Origin of the sequence: Blautia difficilis (assembly GCF_014297245.1) — a bacterium.
Taxonomy (GTDB): Bacteria; Bacillota; Clostridia; order Lachnospirales; family Lachnospiraceae; genus Blautia_A; species Blautia_A difficilis.
This window is the reverse complement of record NZ_JACOQG010000001.1, coordinates 76,065-102,247: the sequence shown is the minus strand read 5'-3', so window position 1 is coordinate 102,247 and position 26,183 is coordinate 76,065. Positions and strand designations below refer to the sequence as shown.

Below are 26,183 nucleotides of genomic sequence, written 5' to 3'. Positions count from 1 at the left end.
ATGTACAGCTGGAATAGCAACTATTAACGAACCTTGACAGCTTAATAACCGCTCAGAACTCTGCCACAGGGATTTTATACCCTTTTTGGAGATTGATTGAGCGATGTTTAGGCTACATAGGTCAATTTTCGGATTCATGGTACAATTATCAGTTCAGATACTGTTCCGTGAATAATTCAGGTTACATTTGTTGTTTACATTTGTTTGCGACTGCATTAAAATAATCAGAAAAGAGTTATCATGGATAATTGGATTGATAATCTCAGAAGAATTGGACTTAAACGTTATGGTGACAAAACCGCCGGATTCTTTCTTAATTATTAAGAAACGGTATTCCTGCCGGAAACACTGTTATGTCGGAAGCATCTGCTGAGACTCTTATCATTGCTGTGGCAGCCATGATTGAAGAAAACAATAAAGCAATGCTCTCCGATTTATCATCGATGCAACTCTCTCTTTTTTTGTTTTGCATTAAACATTTGTTTATTACATTTTTAATATTAATCCCAATCTGTGAATTTTTAGGTGCGTCTAGTGATTATTTGCTTACGGGCAAAGAAAGAAATTCAAATCAAAGCACTCTCTCTGAAGATTCTGAATGGTTGGCATTGATTCATCAGCTTCCGCATGATGCGCAGTTGGAATTTCGAGGTGAATTGAAGGGGTACATAAAATGTTTAAAGCGGCAGGAAGAAGATACTGTCGAGCCTCTTAAGAAAGCAAAATAATAAGCTTCGAGTGGTACCGGAGCAGGAAAGGGAAATAAACATATGAGAAGAAAAGTAGTCGCTATCATTTTGGCAAGTAATCTTATTTCAAATATTTTTATTTCAAATAATCTTTTTGTATACGCTGCTTCTGAAACTGCACCTGCTATTGCAGACAATAGAACCATAAGAATAGATGCCGAATCTCCTGTTTCTCTAATTTGTGATACTGAAGAATATACAGTAAATGTACAACGTATTTTTTACGAAAGAGGAAATTACACCATAGAGTTTATGATCCAAAATCATTCAGATCATGATTTTAACTTTGGTTTAGACGGTTCAGACATAGATGGTTTTCAAATCACCATATATTCTGGGGGTGCTTGTATAGCTGCAGGGAAAAAAGGAGTTGCTAAATTTCATTTCAGAGAACAGGATTTAACAGATTATGGAATAAATGATTTTCAAGTATTAAATACAACTTTTTCGGAATTTCCATTTGGCACGGGTGCTTCATATCCATTACAAATTCAAAAAGATGCTTTTTCTCAAGCACCAGCTCAGAGCCAAGGAACTGCAAACACAGAACTATTGAAAACGGTGGAAGAATTAAAGAAACAAATTGAGGAGTTGAAAGCAGAAAACGCTTTGTTAAAAGAACAGCTTGACAGTAGTACAACTACTTCTGATTTAGACACTTCGCCCTCAGGTTCTATTCCGGCTACAGACAATGAAAACGATCAGCGATTGTTAAATGCTATTATAATGTGCGCTGATGTAACAAACGGAATTGGTACTGATGTAATTGGACAGCGTGCATATATTGTTATACCCAAAGAAGTCTTGTCGCAGATTTCAGAAAACGGATACGCAACTTTTCTTGAAAACAAAATAAAAAATAGTGGATATAACTGGTTTTCTATAATATGCGATGACGGAACTGGAATAGTATTTTCCAATTCTTTCACTGGTCTTGGAACATATGGCGAATTAGATGGTGAAGGGTGTGTGACAAGCCCATTAGGTTATATATCGGCTTCCGAAAGCGGATACGAGTACGACCCGGCGAACTAATCAAGGAGATTTTATGACAATTGGTGAACGAATAAAAGAATTGCGGGCTGAGGCTAATCTGCGTCAGTCCGAACTTGGAAAAGCAATAGGTTTTTCTGCCCAAGTAGTATCGAATGTCGAAAGAGGCTACTCTTTCCCATCAACAGAATTTGTTAATCGCAGTGCTGCATGCTTCGGTGTGCCAGCAGATTACATTCTTGGCCGGACTACTTCAAGATATGCTGTTGCGGATCCGAAAGAAGTTTCCGCAGTGCAAGCAAGAACAAAAGCCCGTTTGGCTCAGTTGCAGATGAGTCTTCCGGACCTGATCAAAAAATCAACGCTGACAGAGGAAACCTGCTGTGACATTCTGGCCGGAAAGACTGTTCCGGGAATAGATGCCACTGCAAGCCTGTCAAAAGCCCTTGACACCTCTATGGATTACCTTGTGGGTAATTCTGACTACAGCTGTGCCATTGCTTCAGAAGACGAACAGGATATCATCCTGCGGTACCGTCAGTTATCCAAGAAGGGAAAACGTATCTTTTTGGGAATGATGGAGAATATGGAAGAAGAAAAAACAGAATAGTATATTTAACTGGGGAACCGTTGGGGTGTTATGTCAGCCGCCGGACACTTTTGTGAAAGGAGGCTGGTGCTGATGGTTACATATGGTGATTTATTTACTTTTGTAATTATGCTTTGTGCAGTTGTAACTCTTGTTATCAATTTAATGCATAAAAAATAGCGCCCTCGTCCTGGTAAGATAAGGCGCTATTTTTAGCTATTGTTTTATCCGGCGGTCAGGTGTACGCTGACCAACGGCTCTCTTGTTAAGTACATTATATCTATATTCAACATTTTTGTCAAACATTTGTTGATTACATTTGTTTGACACATTTGTTTAATAATGGAGGATTCAGATGCCGGCTTATAAGTATTTCACCAAAGATGGAAAGACAAAATGGTATGCCAATTTTTACTATGAAGATTGGCTTGGCAAGCGCCAACATAAATGTAAAAGAGGTTTCTCTACCAAAAAAGAGGCTGTAGAATGGGAACGTGACTTTCTGGCACAAGGCGCAAAGGATCCAGATATCCTGTTTTCTGCTCTGATCAAGAACTATATGCAAGACTGCAGCTCCCGGCTGAAGCTGACCACTCTGGAAAATAAACAATATCTGATTGATATGAAACTGCTGCCATTCTTTAAAGATATGAAGATCGGTGACATTACTCCGATCGTAATCCATCGATGGCAAGATGCCATGATTAATTACAGGGACGAAAAGGGGAACCCTTATTCTCAGACGTATCTGAAGACTATCAATAATCAGCTGTCCGCTATCATGAATTATGCCGTCAAATACTATAAGCTACGGAGTAACCCGTGCCTTGCGGCCGGTGCGATCGGGAAAAGCAGTGCAGATGAAATGAACATCTGGACAAGAGAACAGTTCGATTACTTCCTGACATTTGAAAAGAAAAGCGCATACCGGATGGCATTCAGCCTCATGTTCTATGGCGGGCTTCGGTCTGCAGAGGTTCTAGCCATTACTCCGGCGGATATCCTGCCGGACTGCTCCGTATCCATTAATAAGAATTTTGTGGTGATAAAAGGCGAACAATACTTCCAGACACCAAAAACCGAAAAGAGCAAGCGTGTCGTGAACATTCCTCAGTCATTGTACAGAGAACTCCAAGACTATGTTGCCAGTATGGCTATAGAGCCGGACGAACGCATCTTCTACTTCCAGAAGTCCGGAATGCGGTCAGAATTTAAACGGGCAACTGTCAGATCTGGTCTTCCAGAAATCAGGATCCACGATCTCCGGCATTCCCATGCAAGTATGCTGATCGATATGAAATTTTCTATAAAAGAGATTTCAGACCGACTCGGATGTATATTACGTTTAAATAGTGCAACCTTTTCGGAAATTCAAAGCACCTAAATCCGATATTTCAGTGCAGACATTTCCGTTCTACAGTGCACTCCTCTATAATGAATCCATACACATGAAGATGTGTAAATTCATTATAGGAGGACGATAACCATGATTGATTATCGAGAAATCATCAGGCTGAAAAGCCTAAAATTCAGCAATGTCGCCATTGCTAACAGTTTATGTTGTTCCCGCAACACAGTTTCTGAAGTGCTCAAGCTCGCAGGATCACATTCTCTTGAATGGCCTGTTCCTGACACTCTGACAAACAATGACATTGAGCATCTGTTCTATCCGGACAGAGGTACAAATGAAGGACGAAGACTCCCTGATTATGAGTATGTCTACAACGAGCTTGCCAAGCCAGGAGTTACCCTTTCTCTTTTATGGGCAGAATACTGTGCAAAATGTGAAGCAGAACATACAATCCCTTACCAACATACGCAATTCAATGAAAAATACCATGCTTATGCTGCATCAAAGAAAGCAACTCTACGAATCAAACGTAAACCGGGAGAAACTATGGAAGTTGACTGGATCGGAGATACCCTTAAAGTGTATGATACTTCCAGCTGTTGCGAAATACCGGCATATATTTTTGTTGCTGTCCTCCCATGCAGCCTGTACGGATATGCCGAAGCTTTCCCGGATATGAAATCGAATCATTGGATAGAAGCACATGTACATGCGTATTCCTTCTTTGGCGGAGTGACCCGTATCCTTGTTCCGGATAATCTAAAGACCGGTGTGATCAAAAATACACGGACTGAACTTATCCTTAACCGTTCTTACCACGAAATGGCAGAACATTATGGAACAGCAATCATTCCTGCCAGACCTGTAAAGCCGAAAGATAAACCCAATGCAGAAGGTACTGTAAAAGTGTTGGAAACATGGATCCTTGCAGCACTTCGCAACAGAAGGTTTTTTACTTTTCAAGAACTTAATAAGGCTATCCATGAAAAGCTGAAAGAATTCAATGCCAAACCTTTTCAGAAAAAGAAGGGAAGCCGGTTATCCGCTTTTATTGAAGAAGAAAAGGACTTCCTCATGCCATTACCCGCCTCCCCGTATGAAACGGCCGTCTGGTCAACTGCCACCATACAACCTGATTATCTCATAACTGTTGGGGATTGCAAGTATTCTGTCCCATATGAATTCATCGGTAAAAAAGTAGATATCCGAACTACTGAAAACAGCATTGAGGTTTTCTATCAAAACAACCGCATAGCATCTCATGTGCGAAAAATGTATTCGGCCGAACCAATCTACATACCAGAACATATGCCCGAAAATCATCGGAGATTTCTGGAATACAGCACAGAAGGTTTCCTTGACTGGGGAAAAAATATGGGACGTTCTACACTCCTTGTGATAAAACATTTCCTGTTTATGCATAAAGTAGAGCGGCAGGGATACAAATCCTGTGCATCACTGATGAAACTTGCTGACCGTTATGGTACAGAACGTTTGGAGAATGCCTGTACCAAAGCGCTTAGTTACACACTGAGCCCCAGCTTGAAAAATATCAGTACGATCCTCAAAAATGGTCAGGATAAAGTTGCCCTGACAACGGATCCTGTTCGAATATCCAACAAAGAAAGCTCTAAATATGGCATTACCAGGGGAGCCTCTTATTACAAAGGAGGAGGTGACCGTTCATGATCCGACAGTCAACATTAGATAAACTCCATGAAATGCGGCTGTCTGCTATGGCAGAGGCATTTGAAAACCAATGTACTGATGCTGCTACATATCAAAACTTATCTTTTGAAGACCGTTTTGGTATGTTGGTCGACAGGGAATGGGAGAGGCGTAAAAACTCAAAACTTCAAAAACTCATCCGTAATGCCGAATTCAGATATCCCAATGCCAGTGTAGAAGCAATTGAATATCACCCTGACAGAAATCTGGATAAAGGACAGATGCTTGAATTTTCGACCTGCCATTATATAACGGATGATCATCATATCATACTGAAAGGGGCATCCGGAAATGGAAAAACTTACATAGCATGCGCATTAGGTATCGCCGCCTGCAGAAACTTTATTAAAGTCCGTTATATCCGGCTTCCAGATCTTTTAAACGAACTTGCAATCGCACATGGTGATGGCACATTGAAAAAAGTGATCAAGGCTTATCAAAAGATTGACCTTCTGATCCTGGATGAGTTCCTGCTGAGTCCTGTTTCCAGTGAACAGACCAGGGAATTACTGGAGATCATTGAAGCACGCAGTATAAAAGAATCTGTTATTTTCTGCACACAGTTCGAACCTGCTGGCTGGTACAGCCGAATAGGGAATGAATGCGATGCTACAATCTGCGAAGCCATTATTGACCGAATCGTTCATAATTCTTATCAAGTAATGATCGATGGCCGCGTATCTATGCGGGAACGCCATGGAATAAAGGCTTCCCAGAAAGGAGTAGCCAATGAATGAGCACTGTTCCTTCTGCAAAGATTATAAATGTATTAAACAGGCCGATTATGAGTTACTTCGCTATGAATTAGAAGAGGCGAATGAGCTATGCCATGGTAATTGGATAGAGATCCAGCATCTGCGGGAATATATCGGCCAGTTACAGGAGTTACTTACCAGACATGGAATAGCTGTCCCGCCTGAATACTAAAAAATGAATTGCACTCTGTTCCGGAAAGGTATGCTTTGCTTTTCTGGAAAAGAGTGCTCTGAATTCCCGAAAAAGGTGCTCGTTTTAATCGGAATACTCACTCGGACATGAATCACCGGAAACAACCTGGAAAGTTTATGCTCATTTGTATCCAGGAAAAGACAGGAAACTTGCTGACGCTCTCAATGAAGTAAGATCCATAAATGATAATGTAGAAGATAAAAACGAATGAAACATATAACATCATATAAGAACAAAAAATCCCCAAAAATAAGACACTTTCTCCCAATTAACATCACCGCAGCATCACGGACAAAAATAAAATCCCAGAAACCCTTGCAAATAAAGGGCTTCTGGGATTTTGCTCATTATTCAAACTCGCAAACAAAATCTTGTCACTATACTTTTTAGTATTGGCATTATGGTTCTATTTGGTTTTATATGTGTTCTACTCTCCTAAATCCATAGGCTGTACTGAACGGTGTTATCATTTTGTTATCAAATATATGTTATCATTTTCCTAAGACAATTTTTCAATATTTCTTCAAACCGATTTTATCCATATTTTAAAGTCTAAATTTAAATTTGTTTTATTGCGTATATTTATAATTGCAATTATAATGCCTACAGGAGTTAAACTATAATCCTCTGGAATACTATTCATTGCTAATGGTAGTATTTCTTTAACCTTGCCTACATCCAAATTGTATCCTTTAGCATACACCTCGGCTGCACTTCCTAAAGAAATAGTTAATAATCTAAGCATATTCAAAAAGGGGATACTACTCTTTATTTCATTTGTAACTGGCATTTTTGAGCAAATATATTCACAATGTTCTTTAAGTGATTCAATAGAATTAATAGAATTCATCCTTGTTTCTTTACATAAAAATATTAGTGAAAGATAATTTAAATGCACTTCTGATAGTGATTTTACAATTTCTACAGCTTCATCTAAAAGGATTTTCATATAGTAGTCATTATCATAATTTATTCTGTTAACAATAAGATTACTTAACAAATCACGTAATGTTTGAGTTCCGAATCGTGCATACTCCTGATGTGACTTATTTAAAATATATTGAATGTCCGGATCTGAAAATTCAGAGAAATTTGTTTTCCCTTGTTTTTCTAGTTTGTCTACTATATCTTCACATAATTCCTCTGCTCGCTCTTTAGCAATCTTTTTTGCTTCCTCTTGCAGTCTGGGGAAATTATCCATAAACAGTTTTATAGCTAAATTGCTCGCTTCTTCCGCTGTCATACCATAATAATTATTTTGTTCCCCTATCTGTGTTGTATCAGATCCCAGTGCTGCTTTTTGTATTATTTTTGTTTCATCACTCACCGCTTTTCTCCTTCGTATAATAGTTATTTTGAATTCCTATTTGAGTACTTTTTGTACCATAATTAACTTGCTCTATCCTTGTCTGCTTTTTTTCTTGCTTTTTCTTACAAAATACTTTTCTTATTGCTGCAAATATCAATGTTACAATAGTTACTCCAATACCGCTAAAAAACCATTCCTTGTTTTCATTAACCCAAATTATTACTTTATCCATAATTATGCTTCCTCATGCACCGGCTTTTTAAGTATTATAAATCTTACTCAAAAATCCTTGTAATGTCCTGATACCTATTAATCACACGATAAATCTCTACATACTCTTTTCCTATTTTGTAAATAATCACATAATCTTCCCATATCGCATATTTATAGTCCGTCCGAAAGCTGACTCGTTTTGAAAGATCTGAACCCATTCCCGGAAACATCTGAAGATTCTCAAATTTACCGTAAATTTCCTTTATGGTCTTTGCTGCATACTCTTCATTATCCTCGGCAATGTAATCCCGGATATTCTTAAGATCCTTTGCAACAATCGGATTGATCCGCAATTTTAACATCTTATTCCCCCACAAGTGCTTTCAGTTCGTCCAGATCCAGCCAACCTTCGCCATCTTTCACTGCTTCTTCAGCTTCCTGCAGCTTCAGGAGAAGCTTTTTCTCTGCACGATCACGCTCATAGTCTTCAATATCCATAACTACAAAACGTCCTCTGCCATTCTTTGTCAGATATACTGGTTCTCCTTTATGACAGTTCTTCAGAACTTCATTATAATTTCTCAAATCAGACACTGGTAAAATATTTGCCATATTTTTTCAGCTCCTTTCCTTGATAAAGCGGACATTCGCATTCGCTTCTCGCTCATGAGCACAACCTACTATGCAGTCCATATTCATATTGTTTCTGTTACTTTTATTATACACAAAAAGCTGTAAAATTCAACGTGAATTTTTACAGCTTTTCTATCTCTATATCTTTTTTACAACTTATTTCAAGTGTTCCTCAAAAATTGATTCGAGTTCCTTATTCCCTCTTAAGAATTCATACTCTTTCTTATTTTCAATTTCCGAATACAACTCACGAACGAAATTTTTTCCAAGTCCCGAAAAGGCTTTTCCCTGTGCAGTATCTTCATACCTGTAATACAAAGGGGATTGTGTCATATTCCAAGGCTTCTGTGATTCACTTAATAATTGCTTAATTAATTGAACACATTTTTCTACGTTTTTTCGATATCCAGCAATCAGCAGATATGGCACTGTGTTGCCGTAATTCCATAGTCCAAACAGTGATATCATTTGATCTGTAATCTCAGCAATTTTCTCTGCTTTATCATGATTTCCTGTCTCTTCTTCCATTTCTATTAACTTATACAAGTAGCTTTGGATATTGATAACTGCCTGTAGCAATTTTCCCTCCAAGAATAACGCAGCAGTATCTGTTCCTTCCTGATGCGCTAGTACACTTGTTTTCATAATCGTTGCATCAATTACAGTATCAGGAATTTTTTTCAAAAGGACATTTACTTCTTCATATTTCTCCATTTGGACATATTTCGTTGCAAGTATAAAAACACTTGAATTTCTCACTCTTTCGTCCTGACTATCTGCTGTTCGTTCCAGCCACTCAATGATAGCTGTATTATATTCCATTCGTTCTTCGTCATTATGATCTGACAAAGTCAAAGATGCGTTCAGAACAGTTGCGATCTTATAAATTAATAAGTCGCAATGAGGATACTCCTGTATTTTACGAGATGCCATCTCGAAAGCCTTTGTAAAGCTGTCCAATGAAACTTCCGAAAGTTCATTCACAAATAGTCCAATCTCTTTTTCGGTCAATTCTTCACGAAACGAAAATAATTCATTCATATCAATTTTTAATAATCGAGCAAGTGCCGGAAGTAATGATATATCTGGATATGTGTTTCCTTTTTCCCATTTATTTACCGCAGGAGTAGAAACATCCAAATAATCCGCCACCTGTTCTTGAGTTAATCCCGCAGTTTTCCGATAGTTTTTTATCTTCTCACCAATTTGCATTGTTCCTACCTCCTGTTTATATTCTCATTATAGTATTTCTAATATGTGTTTACAATTGAGCTTTCGTTTAATTATGGCTTCGATTTCTTAACTAACGGTTAAAATCTGCGAGAAAAATGCTCTATTTTATAATTCGGCAGATCAAGATATCCTTAAATTCAATTAATTCAAAAATAAGTGTATCAGTACTCCAATCAAGAAGCAAATCATCGCTGTAACACCCGCACTGATAATAACCTTTAATATATTTTGATAAGGACGTTTTCCCACTTCAACTGCCTTATGAAGTTCATCCAATTTTTTTCCCTCCGTAAATGCAACAATTTCCTTATAGGTTTGTATATCATTTTTCTTTTTTAGTTTTTCAACCTTTAACGCCCAGTACATTGTAATAATAAATAAAATCCCAAACGGAATATACGCATACCTTCCGAGCCACATAAACAAAGGTACTGCCGACATAATCAACACGGCCAAATGAACTGTATAGATGGAACCATAATAATTAAACTTTTTAATTTCTTGCTCGCTAATAATTTCTTTCATTTTCTCTATATCTCCTTTAATTAATTGATCGAGAGATACATTAAACAATGAACTAAGAAGTAACAAGCTATGAATATCAGGATAACTCTTTTCGTTTTCCCAATTAGAAATTGTCTGTCTTGTTACATATACCTTTTCTGCCAATTCCTCCTGTGATAGATGAAGCTCTGTTCGGTATTTTTTTATCTGTATACTCAGCTCCATATAATTTCCTCCCTTCGCAAGTAATTTGTTCTCTTGATCTGAGCCAAGAATAATCATTTTTTCATTATCTGTCTATCAAAGATATTTTACTTAACGGAAAACACAATGTCAAAAGAGTTTTACACTACAATACTCATGCCTTTTCAGCAATTTTTATTTTCATATTTGTAAAGAGTAGCCTTTCGACTGCCCTCTTTACTCACATATACACAATCCCTTGTAGCACAATTTCTTCCGCACATATATTTATATTATTCATCAATCCAACCCATTTCATCTGATCCTGCATTCTCAGTTGTTCCGTCACACCCTGTTTTTCCGTCATCTGCTTTATCAGGGTTTCCACCTGCTCTCTGGTTTCCTGATCAACTTAGTTCAAATGTGCTACCAATTCCCCCGTCATCAATAAATACTGGTATCGTGCCGGTCTATGCTCTTTCAGAAACCATTTCCGCAGTATTCCGTATTTACCATATGTCGGTTCTTCCTCATTCACTGCCAGATCCGGCAAATAATAGTCTCCATGCAGTGTGTAGCTTAATCCATTGCTTTCATCATAAATGTGCTTTTTCATCGTCTTATCTCTTCATTCCTCTATTTTTTGTTTTATTTTTCTTACGCTGTTGATTCTCCATTTCACTTTTACGGGCACCCCAAGCCAATCTTTCGTGAATACTTCCTTTGGGCATTTGCTCCATTTGCCGTTTTTCTTCTAATGCTTTCTGCTCCTGTATATCTTGCTGTACCGCATCCTCTACAACATTTTCCCCAAGTACACGCACTACCCGGTCATATCTGTCGGAAACGCCCTGCAATTGTTGCTTTTCCTCAGATAACTGCTCTTTTTCTTCACGCATTGTATCTAACTTTCTCTGCATTCGGTTATATGCCTGCTTTGTTTCCTGATATTTTTGTTTCCATTTTTCTACTTCTTTGGTAAGTTCTTTGACCAGGGCTGCCATTGCCGCAATTTTATTTTTCATCTGGGTAAACAGTGGTTTTATCTTTTTATCCCGGTAAGTTGTTGCACGTTCTAATGTCCCTGCTTCCGGAAGTAAGGTTTTCACTGCCCCATATTCCTTTATTTCCTTACTGACATTATCCATAACAGGCTGTAACCGTTCTCTGCGTTCTTCCAGACTGTGCAGATCTTTCTCAGCTTTTTCCGCACGTTTCTCAGCTGCCTCTTTATCTTGAACGGCCTGCTCCTTATCATCTTTTAAAAGCTGGATATCTGCTCTTACTTCCGCAATCTGTGCAGTTAGTCCTTCATTCTCAGCAGTGAGATATTCTTTCTCCTGTTCCAGTGCCTGTACTTCCTTTCTACGTTCTTTCTTCTTAAAATTATAAACATCCAGATGTTCCTCATGTGTCCCTTTCTGCTCCCATTCAATTCTATGCTGTCGTGCAATCTCTGCAAGCAATTCTTTTTCATGGTTGATCCACTGATTCAACTCTGTATCGTGTTTGTTCCCGCCTTGAAATCCCAGACTTTTTAATGCCTGCTTCAGGGAAACCCTGGTATCCATTCCTTTCCCTTTCCAGCCAGTTACATAAGGGACAAAATCAATGTGCAGATGTGGTGTAGCTTCATCCTGGTGCAGATAACAGCTAAATACATGAAGCGTTGGATTTCGTTGCTGAAAATTCTTTACATACTCATCCAGTACTTTTACCGCAGGTCTCCTTCTGTCGTTCCCACAGCCATATCTTCTCGATTTCCAATCTGGAAAATCACTTCGTGGAACAGCTTTCCCTGACGAATTTTTTCATAGTAATTTGTAATCTGCCGATCCTTTCTTTTTCCCACATTGTACCGTTCCACAGAATCATCAAACAACTCTTTATATACTTCTTTCAGGTTTTCATTCTGGTAACAGATATTCAGATATACTCTGTCCGGGTCTACATTTTCAGCTATAAAATCCCGTCTGTTATGGGCCAGCGATCCAGTTCCTATCATGCCGCTAATCGTTCTTCTCATCATTATGCTCCTCACCTCTCCTTCTAAAAAGCGTGCCAGATATGGCACATAATTTGTATTTCCGCCAATTATGGCGATTATAAGAAATCTTCGCCGGATACGGCGGTTTTGTTACTTTTGTCAAAAGTAACGCAAAAGCACTTTCGACAGCCGTACCGCCCATCAAAAGTACCCTTGCGCCCTACCGGAGGACGTCTGTTCTGCACCGACTGAAGCGGAGCGGAGACCATTATTCCTTCCGTTGGTCGGATTACTTCTACGTTACTCACTTAACTAATCTATTACTGTATTCTTGCCCGGATATATTCTAGGTCATCACAATACGGTGTTCCTACAAGATACCATTGTCTTGCCTTCAGCTATATCCTTCCCACTACCGGGTGGATTCGGGACTTTAACCCGTTAGAAACGTGCGCCGCTAGGCGCACATGAAAAAAAGGCCTTACCAAATTGATTTCACTCAATTCAGTAAGACCTTTTTGTTGGTTTCACACATATTACCTGATAACCACAAGATTCCGGATAAATAATGCCAAAATCTCTTGTGTTATCATTTTGTTATCAAATAGAACTTTATCTACTCGGAAACGCCCTGTTTATAAGGCTTTCCAGAAATTTTTAATTACTCAAACTCGGCGTGTCCTTTGCGGTTCTTAACTGTATTTATTTAAGTTTTGTGCAAATACACCCCTGTTTTTACTTCAAATACATCAATTATTCTGGCTTACTGATTTTCTGTTGCCAAAATGTTGCCAATACGTTACTTATTACACTTCATAAAAGTTCTAACCACATCCCATCTTATTTTCTCAAAAAATTTATCAATTGATGCATAATTTATCAACTCATTTGCAAATTTATCTATCCAACCATAATATTGCTCTTTGTTCATAAAAAAAGCAAGTGGCGAAAACTTCAAATCTATTCCAATCATTATTTTGTAACACGAAATATTTGAAAGATTCTCAATTTGCATATATCTCTTCTCGAAATCACGTGGCAAAACCGTTCCAAATCCGGTAAAAGTTGGTGTGATTTTAAGTTTAAAATACGGGTGCTTCAAAGTAATAGTATTAGATTTTTCTTTAACAAACCGACATTTCACTGGTACATAAAGTTCGAATTTATCATATATTGCACCATTTTTACCAATACTATATACAACATCTCTTTCGAAATCTTTATTATCAAACGCTGCCCTTTCATATGGCTGCTTTGAAAATAAATTCACAAAAATATTAGAAGCAACAAAACTTTCATCAATTACAGATGCCAATACCTCTTGGTCAATCACGATGGATTCATATACAAATAAAAATTATAATATAAAGGCAACTTCCGGAACACTTACGATTAATCCGGCAACCTTTGATAAAGATTCCATCAAAATTACAGCATATAGTGGACCATATGATGGCAGTGAGCACCCAGTTATAAATGAAAATTCAGTCTATCCAGATGACAGTAAGGTCGAATATTCAACAGAAACCGGAACTCCTAACTGGAATACAACCTGTCCGAAAGTAAAAAATGTATCTGATTCTAAAAAAACAAAAGTATGGATACGTATCAGCAAAGATAATTATGAGCCATGGTTGTCTGGTGAAATTCAAGCAATAATCTCTCCAACACAGATAGAAAATCTTCCTTTGAACCCCCAGATATCCGTTCCATGGACTTGTAAGAAAGTTGCAGACATAACCACTAAATTACCCACAAACTGGAACTGGCAAGATTCTTCTAAGGATTTACAGATAGGAAGTAATTCTGTTATCGCAGTTTATACCGGTTCTGATGCAGGCAAAGGCAATTATGTAAAAGAATCCGTTAAATTTGAAATCACGAGAAGTAAATGTACACACGAACACACCGCCGGACGTTATTACTCCTCTCCATCCTGTACTTCCAGCGGATATAGCGGAGATACCTACTGCACAGACTGTGATAAAACAATTTCCTATGGTCATATCATTCCCGCATATGAACATGACTATGACAACGGTGTTATCACTACAGAACCAACTGTAGAAACTGACGGAATCATAACTTACACCTGTAAGCGATGCTAACATCAGGATACAAAAACCCTCGGAAAACAGAACTTTATATTTACTGAGCCATCTAATTTAACATATGACGGAACAGAAAAAAAAGCTTCTTTACAATGCAATATTCAAAATATAGGAAACATTACCCTGTCCTATTACAAAAATGGTGATAATAACCCGCAAACAAATGGAGCTGTCGATGTAGGAACTTATACTGTAAAGGCAAATATAGCAGGAAAAAGTTTTACAGCGGATAAGTCTTGGACTTTCACGATTAAGCCGGCAACCTTTGATGAAAATTCCATTAAAATTACAGCATATAATGGAATATATGACGGAGATGAACACCCAATTATCACGGGCATCTTTCCAACTGGCAGTAATGTGGAATATTCAACAGAAAGTCCAAACGAAACTACTATTTGGAGTTCAACCTGTCCAAACGTAAAAACAGTAGCAGATGCCCAAAAAACAAATGTATGGATAAAAATCAGCAAAGATAATTATGCTACAAAGATATATGGTCCAATACAGGCAACTATCAATCCAGCTTCTGAAGCACCAGGCTATCCATCTACAGCCAAAATATCCGTTCCGTGGTCCTGTAAGAAAGTAAATGAGATTGCTGCTAACCTTCTTCCTGCAAACTGGAAATGGCAGACAGAAGATGCAGCTAAAGATTTACAGGTTGGAAACAATTCTGCTGCCGCAATTTACACTGGCGAAGACAAAGGAAATTATGTAAGCGAAACTGTTACTTACACAATTATCAGAAGTAAATGCGAACACAAACATACTGCAGAACGCTACTACTCCTCTCCATCCTGTACTTCCAGCGGATACAGTGGAGATACCTACTGTAAAGACTGTAATGAAACAATTTCCTATGGTTATACCATTTCCGCATATGGACATGACTATGATAACGGTGTTATCACTACAGAACCAACTGCCGAAACTGACGGTATCATAACTTACACCTGTAAGTGGTGTAAACATCAGGATACAAAAACTCTCGGTAAACTTGGTGACGGGGAACCTTATATTGAGGGAAGTTTCCAGAAGAAAGGTTGGGATGCTGTCAATGATCTGATCAAGGTTTCCAAAGAAAAAGATACCATCTCCATTATCATGAATGGTGCCAGGACACTTCCTGCTTCTGTTTTATCCGGGATAAAAGGAAAAGATATTTCCCTGAACCTTGATATGGAGAATGGTTTCATCTGGAAGATCAACGGTACTTCCATTACAGCAGAAACACCTGTTGATACCGATCTTTCTGTTACAAACACAGCAGAATATATCCCGGCAGCGTTATACAGCCTGATCTCCGCAAACCAGAATGATTTCGGTTTCCATCTTGGAAGAAGCGGAGCTTTTGATTTCCCGGCTGTGCTTTCCGTAAAGGCAGATGCCTCCTGTGCAGGACTTATGGCAAATCTGTTCTGGTATGATGTTGAGAATGGGGTTCTGCAGTGTATCCAGACTGTAACTGTAGGCGGTGCATTTGAGCGCAGTATTCCATATGCCGACTTTACCCTTTCCAAAGGACAGGATTATTTCATAGCATTTGGTACAGAATCTCTCAATGGCAGAGTCATTCACACAGACGGAAGTATCACAGATGAAAACGGTACATACCTGCGACCTGCCGACACAAAGATTTCCAGCTACTCCATTGACAGAAACAAGCTTACTGTCAAACTTGCCAAAGGATGTGCCGGTGCTCAGGGTTATGACTTCGTGATCAGCAGGAAATCAGATATGCTTAAGACCGGTAAATTCAGCAAAACAATTTCCTCAACCGGCAAGCCACAGGCATCTTTCAGATATCTTTCAAAAGGTACCTGGTATGTGGCAGCCCGAAGCTGGGTTCTGGATGCACAGGGCAATAAGGTCTATGGTTCCTGGACAAAGATCAAGAAGATCAAGATCACTGTTGTCACACCACAGCAGCCAAAGATCAAGAATATTACTGTAGAAGGAAACACTGTGACTGTTACTTACACAAAATGCAAAAATGCCACAGGTTATGAAATCCTGCTTGGAAACAAATATAAGACTTCCGCAGGTGAGAAATATCCGGTTAAGAAATATCTGAAACGTACAGAAGGCAAAAATACCGTAACTGTAACCTTTACAAACGTAAAGAAAGGTACCTGGTATGTGGCAGTACGTTCCTGGAATAAGACCTCCAAGAATAAATCCAGAGTTTACAGTCCATATTCCACAATGAAGAAATTCAAGACAAAGAAATAGGTTCTCTTTCTTAGATGCTACAGTGAAATGATAAAACATGATATCATCTGAATATATAAAAGCAGGGCAGAAACAGTTTTAATGCTGTTTCTGCCCTGCTTTTGTCTGATTTCAATGGGAATTCCCTGTAAAAAAAGGAGATCAACTGTGATATTACTTAAGCAAGAGTAAAATACGTTCCTGTTGTCCTGTTTTTTCATTAACTACATCAGCACAGATTACAAAACCGAAAGAAAAATATGTTAAACTAAAGAAAATGCCAGAGGAGGAAATGCCTTATGATAAGAAAACAACTCTTAATCGGAATACTGGCAGCTATGACTGTCGCACTGCCAGTTGTCGGCATATATGCCGTTTCCGCAGAAGCCAGTGAAATCCAAAGCAGCAATGAAGACACGGTGTCCGGTAATAAAGGAGCCAGTATCGACAAAGCTGTGACATTACAGAATTCCGTAAAAATGACAGACCAAATCTCTGCGGCAGTCAATGGGGAAAATATTATGTTCAGTCCAACAAGCCTTAATTTTGCGCTGGGCATGATCGCAGAAGGTGCAAAAGGAGAGACAAAAGAAGTTCTATGTAATTACCTAGGAACCGATGATTTTGCATCTTATGCAAAGGAATATCTGAACAAGATTAAAGAATATAATACTGAAGATGAGAGTTACGGATATAAGTCAAAATTAAAGATTGCAGATGCAGTCTGGGTGGATAATAATCTGACATTACAGGAAGAATTTAAAAATTCAGTAACGAACGGTTTTGGGGCTGAAGTGGAAAATGTAGATTTTTCCGCTGCCGAGAAAACATGCGGTATCATTAATTCCTGGTGTGACAAAAATACGGAAGGGCTGATCCCGAAAATCATAACCCCGGATCTGATCAATGATACTACCGGACTGTGCTTAACTAATTCACTATATTTTGAGTCCGGATGGAGTGGAGAACCCTGGAATGTTTCTGATACAGAAGAGAAGTTTGGAAACAATGAAAAGACAAAATACATGACCTGTGCCGGAGACAGGTATTATGAAAATGATAAGGCAACAGCATTTGACAGGGAGTATGCAAATGGATTGAGTTTTGTCGGAATCCTGCCTGTCGATGAAGGCGATTTTACACTTGAGGATCTGGATATTGGTGGACTTCTGAAATCTCAGCCAGAGTATGACGAAGTACAATGTAAGATGCCAAAACTTGATTTTGAGACTACCGTCGTCCTAAATGACATACTCTCAAGCCTGGGGCTTGATAATATATTTTCCAGCAACGCTGATTTCTCCGGTATTGCAGACAAAAATGTAAATGTAGATACGATACTGCAGAAAACAAAACTGGAACTGGATGAAAACGGCACGAAAGCAGCAGCGGTGACAGCAGTTATCATGGAATGTATGTCAGCTGTAGAGGAGAAAGAACCAGTTATCAAAAATGTGGAACTCACTCGTCCTTTTGCCTTCCTGATCTATGACAGGAGCAATGACGAAATACTGTTTATGGGAAAAGTAATGACAGTTTCCTGATGAAAAGGGGATGCCATGCGTGGCATCCCTCTTCATGAATTATTTTTTCTGTTCTCAAAATAAACAAAACGGTCAATTGCATCCAGAATATCTTTAAAAGTATCCCTTGGAGCCTCCTCTATATAAGATTTGAGGATTTCAGTTTCGTTTTTACGGAATCTTCCGTAAAAGATATCATATAAATTATGTCCGCGGAGACAGATACGGATTTCTTCCATATGTTCTCTGATATCTGTAGTATTTTTGAGAGCATGGCCGATCATTTCTGTGAGATGCTGACCGCTTTTTAATTTGTATAGATATTCATTCCACTTTTTCAACAGGATTTCGTAGAAATCATCCTCACTTTTTATCACTCCGATTTTTTCCATTATCTTCGGATCCAGGAAATAATTCTCAAAGGAATAATACTTCAGGATCAGAACATTTTCTCGAGTCACACGCGGCAGTCTGTCCATATCCTCACGGTTACGAGCCTCATAATACCTGCACAGGGAAGAAGCCAGTTCTTCTGCATCTTTACCATCCCCATCCCGGATCATCAGGAAATTATCACGCAGATATGTCTGATTGATATATTTAAGATTGGCATAAGTTTTTATGTTAGTGCAGCTGTTAGTAGAAATAATGGAAATCCTTGACAAATTTCCTTTCTGATCGTAAATTTCAGAATAATATTTTTCCAGAAGCAGTGGCAGCCGGCTTTTGTCCTGTTTACCTTCCACAATAAAGACAAAGCTGACATTCAGAAGGTCACTGGCAGTAAATCCCAGATCATCCAGGATCGCAGAAAGATTTGTATGGCTTCGGATCACTGAATATCCATCCTCATCCAAAACCATCTGACGAATCTGCCTGCTGTTAAACTGGAACAGCAGATTTGGGGAATGTGTTGTAAAAATAACCTGGCTTTTTCTGGAAAGTCTGTACAGAATTTCACTGGATTTCTTCTGTAAGGTAGGGTGCAGGAAAATCTCCGGATCTTCCATAAGAATCATTCCAGGGACACGTTCTTCATCCTCCAGATAGGATTCCAGCAGAGAAAGCATATAAATACTGCGCATTCCTTTTCCCAGAGAAGAAATATGTTCCGGTACGTGCGACTCTTTTGACTCCAGATATGCATTTACCTGAAAAATCCTGTCTGTATTGCAGGTCAATTCATAACAGATGGTTCCGGAGGTACCGCCGTTTTTATGAAAGTTTTCGTTGACTCGCTGAGAAAAACTGTCAAGATTCAGTTGGTACAATTTATATTCTAAAAGTTTCTCAGTCTCAAAAGCATTTAGCTGAGACGGCATTTTTTGATTAATCAGTCCGATACAGGAAAAACAGTGATTGCATTTCTTGGAACGGTCAAAAAGGCAGCAGTCGGCGCGCATCTGATTCAGCAGATCATCTTCCATAAATGATAAGAGACTATCCTGAATTCCGTTCAGATCACGTTGACTGTCCAGATAATATATCTTTGGAAAAACTTCTCGAATGGCAGGATTGTTTTTGTGATATCCATCCGACAATCGGATACGCCCATTGTAATTAGCAATGTAGGAAAATGTCAGCATATTACCTTTATAGGATGGGAGCTTTTTCTGAAATTCCCTCATCCAGATTTCCATTCTCCGGTAGGAACTGACTTTACGGAGTCTGTGAAGAAGTTCTAGGTCTTCCTGTGTGATTTCAAGAGTGATATCAATCTCTATATTTTGTTTTTTTTCATTAAAATCAGTTTCTGCAATCTCGTATTGCCCGCCTACTGCGCAGAGTGCGCAGAGAACTGCTGTTTTTCCCACGTTATTTTTTCCAACCAGTATTAAGGCATTTTCTATATCACAGATTTCAAGACTGCGAATGTATCGGAAGTTTTTAATGTGAAGTTTCTGGATACGCATAAGATTCCCTCTCTTTTTTACAGAATTGTACGATTTTTATAAAAATCAAAGACTATTCTGATAGATTTCCATATATGAGAATACTATAATTATAGCATCTGCAAAAGTAAAAAATCAATCGGAAACAATGTAGTTCTTGCATCTTCTATTTATTCATGTTAAAATTTTAAGATGTCAAAAATACAATATATACGAGATAAAAAACAGCAGTGAGCTGTTATGAAGATAGGAGATAACAATTAAATGGCAATGAGTCCGATGATGCAGGAATACTGCAAGACAAAGGAACAATATAAAGACTGCATTTTATTCTACCGTCTGGGAGATTTTTATGAAATGTTTTTTGATGATGCATTGCTTGTCACCAAGGAACTGGAGATTACCCTTACAGGAAAAGACTGCGGATTAGAGGAGAGGGCACCCATGTGTGGTGTCCCTTATCATGCTGCGGAGACTTATATTAATCGTCTGATTGAGAGAGGACATAAGGTAGCAATCTGTGAGCAGGTAGAGGATCCTAAAAAAGCCAAAGGACTGGTAAAGCGTGAGGTTGTAAGGATCGTAACCCCAGGAACCACACTGGATGCTGCTGCTCTTGATGAGACAAAGAATAATTACCTGATGTCTATTGTGTCTATGGAAGAACATTTCGGATGCGCTATTGCAGACATTACAACAGGTGACTGTTTCCTTACTGAGGTGGACAAACCTCAGAAACTTCTTGATGAGATCAATAAATTTGTTCCTGCAGAGATTATCTGTAATGATTCTTTTTATATGTCTAATATAGATACAGATGACTTGCAGAACCGTCTTGGGATTTGTGTTTTTTCATTGGATTCCTGGTATTTCGATGACGAGTTGTGCCGCCGCACACTAAAAGAACATTTTCATGTAGGTTCTCTGGAGGGACTGGGCGTTGGTGATTATGACTGCGGGATCATTGCAGCAGGAGCACTTTTCCTTTATCTGAAGGAAACACAGAAAACCGCGCTGTCCCATATGGCGACGATCCGTCCGTATGCAGCAGAAAAGTATATGCTGATCGACAGCTCCAGCCGCAGGAATCTTGAACTTGTAGAAACATTACGTGAAAAACAGAAAAGAGGTTCTCTTCTCTGGGTACTGGATAAGACAAAGACTGCCATGGGTGCCAGAACACTTCGCAGTTATGTAGAACAGCCATTGATCGACAGAGATGAGATCGAGGAACGTCTTGAGGCGTTGGAAGAGTTAAATAAAAATGGAATGCTTCGCGACGAGATCAGGGAATATCTGGGACCTGTCTATGATCTGGAACGACTGATCAGCCGTATCAGTTATAAGTCAGCTAATCCGCGGGATCTGATCGCTTTTGCTTCTTCACTGGAAATGCTTCCATATATAAAACAGGTACTAAAAGAATTTAAGACTCCCCTGCTTCAGAAAATTTATGAAGATATGGACTCTCTGGAAGATGTAACAGATCTGATCAAGCGTGCCATCGTGGAAGATCCGCCTCTTGCACAGAAGGATGGCGGTATTATCAAAGAAGGTTATAATGAAGATGTAGATAAATTCCGCCGTTCCAGAACAGATGGCAAAAAATGGCTTTCCGAACTGGAAGCAAGGGAACGTGAGCGTACCGGTATCAAGACAATGAAGATTAAATATAATCGTGTATTTGGTTATTCACTGGAGGTTACCAATACATTTAAAGACCAGGTACCTGACAACTATATTCGTAAGCAGACACTTTCTAATGCAGAACGTTACATTACACAGGAATTGAAGGAATTGGAAGATTTAATTCTTGGTGCAGAGGACAAGCTTTATGCGCTGGAATATGAATTATTCTGTAATGTGCGTGATACTGTCGGTAAAGAGGTTGTGCGTATTCAGAAAACAGCCAAGGCAGTAGCCGCATTAGATGTGTTTGCTTCCCTTGCACTGGTTGCAGAACGAAATCATTTTGTGCGTCCAAAAACAAACACAACAGGTGTGATTGACATCAAGAATGGCCGTCATCCGGTTGTAGAGCAGATGATAGAGAACGATATGTTTATTGCAAATGATACATATCTGGACAACCATAAAAAAAGGGTATCCATTATCACAGGTCCAAATATGGCAGGTAAGTCTACATATATGAGACAGACTGCCCTGGTCGTACTGATGGCACAGATCGGAAGCTTTGTCCCTGCTGAAAAAGCAAATATCGGAATTGTTGACAGAATCTTTACACGTGTTGGTGCATCGGATGATCTGGCAAGCGGTCAGAGTACCTTTATGGTGGAAATGACAGAGGTTGCGAATATTCTGAGAAATGCAACTGCAAAGAGCCTTCTGATCCTGGACGAGATCGGACGTGGTACCAGTACATTTGACGGTCTTGCAATTGCATGGGCAGTGATCGAGCATATCAGCAATACGAAGCTCTGTGGCGCCAAAACATTATTTGCTACTCATTACCATGAGCTTACTGAACTGGAGGGCAAGATTCCGGGAGTCAATAACTACTGTATCGCTGTCAAAGAAAAAGGAGACGATATCGTATTCTTACGTAAAATCGTTCAGGGTGGTGCAGATAAGAGCTATGGTATTCAGGTTGCCAAGCTGGCAGGTGTGCCTGATTCTGTAATCCAGAGAGCAAAGGAACTGGTGGAGGAGCTGAGTGATGCGGATATTACGGCAGCAGTAAAAGACCTGACATCTGCGAAAAAGAAAAAGCCTGTATACGATCAGATGGATATGGCACAGATGTCTCTGTTCGATACAGTTAAGGATAACGATATTATTGATGAAATCAAGGGCCTTGATATGGGGAATATGACTCCAATGGAGGCAATGAACACACTTTATAACCTGCAAAACAAGATTAAGAACAGATGGTGATAAAAGTTGAGAAAAATTGCAGTATTAGACCAGCAGACCATAGATAAGATCGCTGCCGGTGAGGTAGTGGAACGTCCGTCCTCCATTGTGAAGGAGCTTGTGGAGAATGCAATTGATGCAGGAGCAACTGCTGTAACAGTGGAGATCACAGACGGCGGCAAAAAGATGATACGTATCACAGATAATGGCGGGGGTATGGAAAGAGATCAGGTACCCCTGGCATTTTTGCGTCATGCCACCAGTAAGATTGAGAAGGTTGAGGATCTGGAACACATTGCCTCTCTTGGATTTCGCGGTGAGGCTTTGTCCAGCATTGCCGCTGTTGCACAAGTGGAACTGATCACAAAAACCCCATCTGCATTAAGCGGAGTCCGCTATGTGATCAATGGTGGTGTACAGGAGTCTTTAGAGGATATGGGGGCTCCAGAAGGAACTACTTTCCTGGTAAGAAATCTTTTTTACAATACACCTGCAAGAAGCAAGTTCCTGAAATCAGATACTACGGAGGGAAATTATGTCAGCACTTTGATGGAGCAGCTGGCATTGTCCCATCCTGAAATTTCTTTTAAATATATCCAGAATAAACAGGTGAAGCTTCACACATCCGGTAATTATAATGTAAAAGATGTGATCTATAATATATATGGAAGAGATATTACCAAAGCACTTCTTGAAGTATCCTACGAGAATGATTTCATGAAGATTGAGGGTTTTGTGGGAAAACCGGAGATTTCCAGAGGCAACCGTACTTTTGAGAATTACTATATTAACGGACGTTTTGTAAAAAACAGGATCATTGCAAAGGGAATCGAGGATGCCTATAAGGGATTTCTCATGCAGCATAAGTTTCCCTTTGTTTCTCTTCATATCCAGATGGAGGGAAATGATTTGGACGTAAATGTACATCCAAGCAAGATGGAGGTACGTTTTGCAAGAGGAACGGAAGTTTATGATGCAGTTTATGAGACAGTCCACAAGGCTCTTACTACAAGAGAAATGATCCAGACAGTACCTTTTGGAAAAGAAGAACCGGTAAAGAAACTGTCGTCTGTGGTGAAACCGGGGGATGTACCGGAGCCATTTGAAACTAGGCGCCGGGCGGAAATTCCAGAGTATCGTACACAGAATGTAAATACAGCTTGCAGAGTTTCTGAGCATGCTGCACTTCCAAGGGGAACTGTCACAATGGCAGAACAGGCAGTGCGTGAACAGCAGATTTATCAGACCAGGGATCCTCTTACAAAGGCAGAGGAACGGTTTTTTGAGGGAACACTGAGTGATAAAAAGAATGAAGAACAAACGGTATTTTCAGAGACAAAACAGGAAATTGCAGAACAGAAAACTGCAGAATATCTGAAGACTGCTGCGGATTCAGAAGGAAACAGAAAACAGATAGAACAAAACAAAAATGTCATATCAGAAGAGATCAGGCCACAGCAGCTGGAATTATTTGAGGAGAAACTTCTTGCTCCTGAATCCCGAAACCGTCATCAGCTGATCGGACAGATTTTTGATACTTACTGGCTTGTTCAGTTTGAGGATAAATTTTTTATTATCGACCAGCATGCGGCACATGAAAAGGTTTATTATGAACGTTTCGTAAAAAGGTTTCGTGAGCAGACAATAGAATCCCAGTACCTCAGCCCGCCGCTGATCGTATCCCTGAATCTTCAGGAAGAGGCTCTTCTTAAGGCTAACCGTAAGTATTTCCAGGATTTTGGATTTGAGATTGAGCCGTTTGGCGGTAAGGAATACTGTATCAATGCAGTCCCGGCCAATCTGTATGGTCTTGAGGAGGAAGAACTTTTTCTGGAAATGCTTGACAATCTTGCTTCTGAGAAAGATAAGGATCCTCTTGGGATTTTTGCTTCCAGACTGGCCACCATGGCATGTAAGGCTGCGGTAAAGGGAAATCACCGGATGTCCGATCAGGAGGCAAATGCATTGATTGATGAACTGCTCACACTGGAGAATCCCTATCATTGCCCTCACGGAAGGCCAACCATTATTTCCATGACTAAAACAGAGCTTGAAAAGAAATTCAAGCGTATCGTATAATAAAAGTATCTGACAAAAAGGGAGAGTTGAAAATGAAGAAGCCACTGATCGTTCTCACAGGGCCAACGGCAGCAGGAAAAACACATCTTTCCATTGCACTTGCAAAGGCAGTAAACGGAGAGATCATTTCTGCAGACTCCATGCAGGTCTATAAATATATGGATATCGGTTCTGCCAAGATCCGGCCGGAGGAGATACAGGGAGTAAAGCATTATCTGGTAGATGAACTGCTGCCTGAGGAAGAATTTCATATCGTGAAATTCCAGCAGATGGCAAAAGCTGCCATGGAAGAGATTTATGCAAAGGGTAAGATCCCGATCCTGGTAGGTGGAACAGGATTTTATATACAGGCTATTACAAAGGATATTGATTTTACTCAGGCAGAGCAGGAAGACGGATACCGTCAGGAGCTGGAACAGCTTGCTGCAGAGAAGGGAAATGAATATCTGCATCAGATGCTTTTGGATGTTGATCCTGTCAGTGCCGGGGAAATCCATGCCAATAATGTGAAACGTGTGATCCGGGCACTGGAATTTTATCATCAGAACCAGTCGCCGATCTCCGCACATAATCAGGAACAGAAGGAACACGAAACCCCTTATAATCTGGCATATTTTGTGCTGAATGTACCAAGGGAACTTCTTTATAAACGGATTGATGACCGTATTGATGAGATGTTAAAAGAGGGACTCCTTGAGGAAGTGCAGAAGTTAAAAGATATGGGATACCACAGAGGAATGGTTTCCATGCAGGGACTTGGATATAAAGAAATCCTTGCATATCTGGATGGCGAGTATCCCTTAGAGGAAGCAATCAGGATCCTGAAAAGAGATACCAGACATTTTGCAAAACGCCAGCTGACCTGGTTTCGCAGGGAGAAGGATACCATCTGGATGAACAAGGATGAGTTTGACTATAAAGAAGACAGAATCCTTGATGAGATGATAAAGATATGCAAAAGCAAAGGAATTCTATAACCGAATTCTTCTTAAAAATCACTGATACAGAATAAGTGAAATTCAGAGATAAAATAAAGATAATAATGTAAACAGAAATGAGGACGAAACAAG

At 39.4% G+C, this 26,183-nt stretch carries 23 protein-coding genes and 2 pseudogenes; 13 read left to right on the top strand and 12 right to left on the bottom strand.

The window, feature by feature from the left end; all coding sequences use genetic code 11:
* The first annotated feature begins 353 nt into the window (after positions 1–353).
* The 7 genes from H8Z82_RS00455 to H8Z82_RS00425 all read left to right on the top strand — a co-directional run bounded on the left by H8Z82_RS00455 (position 354) and on the right by H8Z82_RS00425 (position 6,337).
* Positions 354–728 carry a hypothetical protein gene (locus H8Z82_RS00455; RefSeq protein WP_186993919.1) on the top strand — a complete coding sequence of 125 codons (375 nt, stop codon included), beginning with the start codon at positions 354–356 and terminating at the stop codon, positions 726–728.
* 42 nt (positions 729–770) lie between these two features.
* Positions 771–1,784 carry a hypothetical protein gene (locus H8Z82_RS00450; RefSeq protein WP_186993918.1) on the top strand — a complete coding sequence of 338 codons (1,014 nt, stop codon included), beginning with the start codon at positions 771–773 and terminating at the stop codon, positions 1,782–1,784.
* A 13-nt stretch (positions 1,785–1,797) separates the two neighbouring features.
* Positions 1,798–2,352 (top strand): helix-turn-helix domain-containing protein, encoded by a 555-nt coding sequence (locus tag H8Z82_RS00445; RefSeq protein WP_186993917.1) that lies wholly within the window; start codon positions 1,798–1,800, stop codon positions 2,350–2,352.
* A 334-nt stretch (positions 2,353–2,686) separates the two neighbouring features.
* Positions 2,687–3,715 (top strand): site-specific integrase, encoded by a 1,029-nt coding sequence (locus tag H8Z82_RS00440; protein ID WP_186993916.1) that lies wholly within the window; start codon positions 2,687–2,689, stop codon positions 3,713–3,715.
* A 102-nt stretch (positions 3,716–3,817) separates the two neighbouring features.
* Complete coding sequence (gene istA / locus H8Z82_RS00435; protein ID WP_186993915.1) at positions 3,818–5,371, top strand: IS21 family transposase; 1,554 nt, start codon at positions 3,818–3,820, stop codon at positions 5,369–5,371.
* Positions 5,368–6,147 (top strand): IS21-like element helper ATPase IstB, encoded by a 780-nt coding sequence (gene istB / locus H8Z82_RS00430; protein ID WP_186993914.1) that lies wholly within the window; start codon positions 5,368–5,370, stop codon positions 6,145–6,147. Before istA ends, istB begins: the two co-directional genes overlap by 4 nt.
* Entirely contained in the window at positions 6,140–6,337 is a 198-nt protein-coding gene (locus H8Z82_RS00425) for a mobility-associated LCxxNW protein (protein ID WP_186993913.1), read from the top strand. The genes istB and H8Z82_RS00425 overlap by 8 nt, the downstream gene beginning before the upstream one ends.
* A 544-nt stretch (positions 6,338–6,881) precedes the next feature.
* Here H8Z82_RS00425 and H8Z82_RS00420 read toward each other — a convergent pair.
* The 11 genes and pseudogenes from H8Z82_RS00420 to H8Z82_RS00380 form a co-directional block, all read right to left on the bottom strand.
* A complete protein-coding gene (locus H8Z82_RS00420) occupies positions 6,882–7,685 on the bottom strand; it encodes an LPO_1073/Vpar_1526 family protein (RefSeq protein WP_186993912.1) in 804 nt (267 codons plus the stop codon).
* Positions 7,678–7,899: a hypothetical protein gene (locus H8Z82_RS00415; protein WP_025581299.1), complete on the bottom strand. Its 222-nt coding sequence runs from the start codon at positions 7,897–7,899 to the stop codon at positions 7,678–7,680. The genes H8Z82_RS00420 and H8Z82_RS00415 overlap by 8 nt, the downstream gene beginning before the upstream one ends.
* 43 nt (positions 7,900–7,942) lie before the next feature.
* Entirely contained in the window at positions 7,943–8,242 is a 300-nt protein-coding gene (locus H8Z82_RS00410; protein WP_025581298.1) for a type II toxin-antitoxin system RelE/ParE family toxin, read from the bottom strand.
* 1 nt (position 8,243) lies between these two features.
* Complete coding sequence (locus tag H8Z82_RS00405) at positions 8,244–8,492, bottom strand: type II toxin-antitoxin system prevent-host-death family antitoxin (RefSeq protein WP_021905858.1); 249 nt, start codon at positions 8,490–8,492, stop codon at positions 8,244–8,246.
* 177 nt (positions 8,493–8,669) lie between these two features.
* On the bottom strand, positions 8,670–9,725 hold the full coding sequence (locus tag H8Z82_RS00400; protein WP_186993911.1) for a helix-turn-helix domain-containing protein: 1,056 nt from the start codon (positions 9,723–9,725) through the stop codon (positions 8,670–8,672).
* Positions 9,726–9,887: 162 nt separating this feature from the next.
* Complete coding sequence (locus H8Z82_RS00395) at positions 9,888–10,475, bottom strand: helix-turn-helix transcriptional regulator (RefSeq protein WP_243176355.1); 588 nt, start codon at positions 10,473–10,475, stop codon at positions 9,888–9,890.
* Positions 10,476–10,674: 199 nt separating this feature from the next.
* A pseudogene (locus H8Z82_RS00390) lies at positions 10,675–11,049 on the bottom strand (TnpV protein).
* Between the two features lie 4 nt (positions 11,050–11,053).
* Positions 11,054–12,004 (bottom strand): coiled-coil domain-containing protein, encoded by a 951-nt coding sequence (locus tag H8Z82_RS00385; RefSeq protein WP_243176354.1) that lies wholly within the window; start codon positions 12,002–12,004, stop codon positions 11,054–11,056.
* A gap of 72 nt (positions 12,005–12,076) precedes the next feature.
* A pseudogene (locus tag H8Z82_RS17855) lies at positions 12,077–12,142 on the bottom strand (hypothetical protein); the annotation flags it as partial.
* 5 nt (positions 12,143–12,147) lie between these two features.
* Entirely contained in the window at positions 12,148–12,459 is a 312-nt protein-coding gene (locus H8Z82_RS17240; protein WP_243176353.1) for a plasmid recombination protein, read from the bottom strand.
* A gap of 760 nt (positions 12,460–13,219) precedes the next feature.
* Complete coding sequence (locus H8Z82_RS00380; protein WP_186993909.1) at positions 13,220–13,753, bottom strand: hypothetical protein; 534 nt, start codon at positions 13,751–13,753, stop codon at positions 13,220–13,222.
* 1 nt (position 13,754) lies between these two features.
* Between H8Z82_RS00380 and H8Z82_RS00375 the strand changes: the two genes are divergently transcribed.
* The 3 genes from H8Z82_RS00375 to H8Z82_RS00365 all read left to right on the top strand — a co-directional run bounded on the left by H8Z82_RS00375 (position 13,755) and on the right by H8Z82_RS00365 (position 18,289).
* On the top strand, positions 13,755–14,528 hold the full coding sequence (locus tag H8Z82_RS00375) for a hypothetical protein (protein ID WP_186993908.1): 774 nt from the start codon (positions 13,755–13,757) through the stop codon (positions 14,526–14,528).
* A gap of 363 nt (positions 14,529–14,891) precedes the next feature.
* Positions 14,892–16,766 (top strand): hypothetical protein, encoded by a 1,875-nt coding sequence (locus H8Z82_RS00370; RefSeq protein ID WP_243176352.1) that lies wholly within the window; start codon positions 14,892–14,894, stop codon positions 16,764–16,766.
* A 278-nt stretch (positions 16,767–17,044) separates the two neighbouring features.
* Positions 17,045–18,289, top strand: coding sequence for a serpin family protein (locus H8Z82_RS00365; RefSeq protein ID WP_186993907.1), 1,245 nt, complete (start codon positions 17,045–17,047; stop codon positions 18,287–18,289).
* Positions 18,290–18,321: 32 nt separating this feature from the next.
* Here H8Z82_RS00365 and H8Z82_RS00360 read toward each other — a convergent pair whose 3' ends face one another.
* Entirely contained in the window at positions 18,322–20,181 is a 1,860-nt protein-coding gene (locus H8Z82_RS00360) for an ATP-dependent nuclease (protein WP_186993906.1), read from the bottom strand.
* A gap of 243 nt (positions 20,182–20,424) precedes the next feature.
* Here H8Z82_RS00360 and mutS point away from each other — a divergent pair, with 243 nt between their 5' ends.
* The 3 genes from mutS to miaA are packed head-to-tail and all read left to right on the top strand — an operon-like array spanning position 20,425 to position 26,090.
* The gene (mutS, locus tag H8Z82_RS00355; protein WP_243176351.1) at positions 20,425–23,055 is read left to right on the top strand and encodes a DNA mismatch repair protein MutS; all 2,631 of its coding nucleotides are present in this window, start codon (positions 20,425–20,427) and stop codon (positions 23,053–23,055) included.
* Between the two features lie 6 nt (positions 23,056–23,061).
* Complete coding sequence (gene mutL, locus H8Z82_RS00350) at positions 23,062–25,113, top strand: DNA mismatch repair endonuclease MutL (protein WP_186993905.1); 2,052 nt, start codon at positions 23,062–23,064, stop codon at positions 25,111–25,113.
* 32 nt (positions 25,114–25,145) lie between these two features.
* A complete protein-coding gene (miaA, locus tag H8Z82_RS00345) occupies positions 25,146–26,090 on the top strand; it encodes a tRNA (adenosine(37)-N6)-dimethylallyltransferase MiaA (RefSeq protein ID WP_186993904.1) in 945 nt (314 codons plus the stop codon).
* Positions 26,091–26,183: the final 93 nt, after the last annotated feature.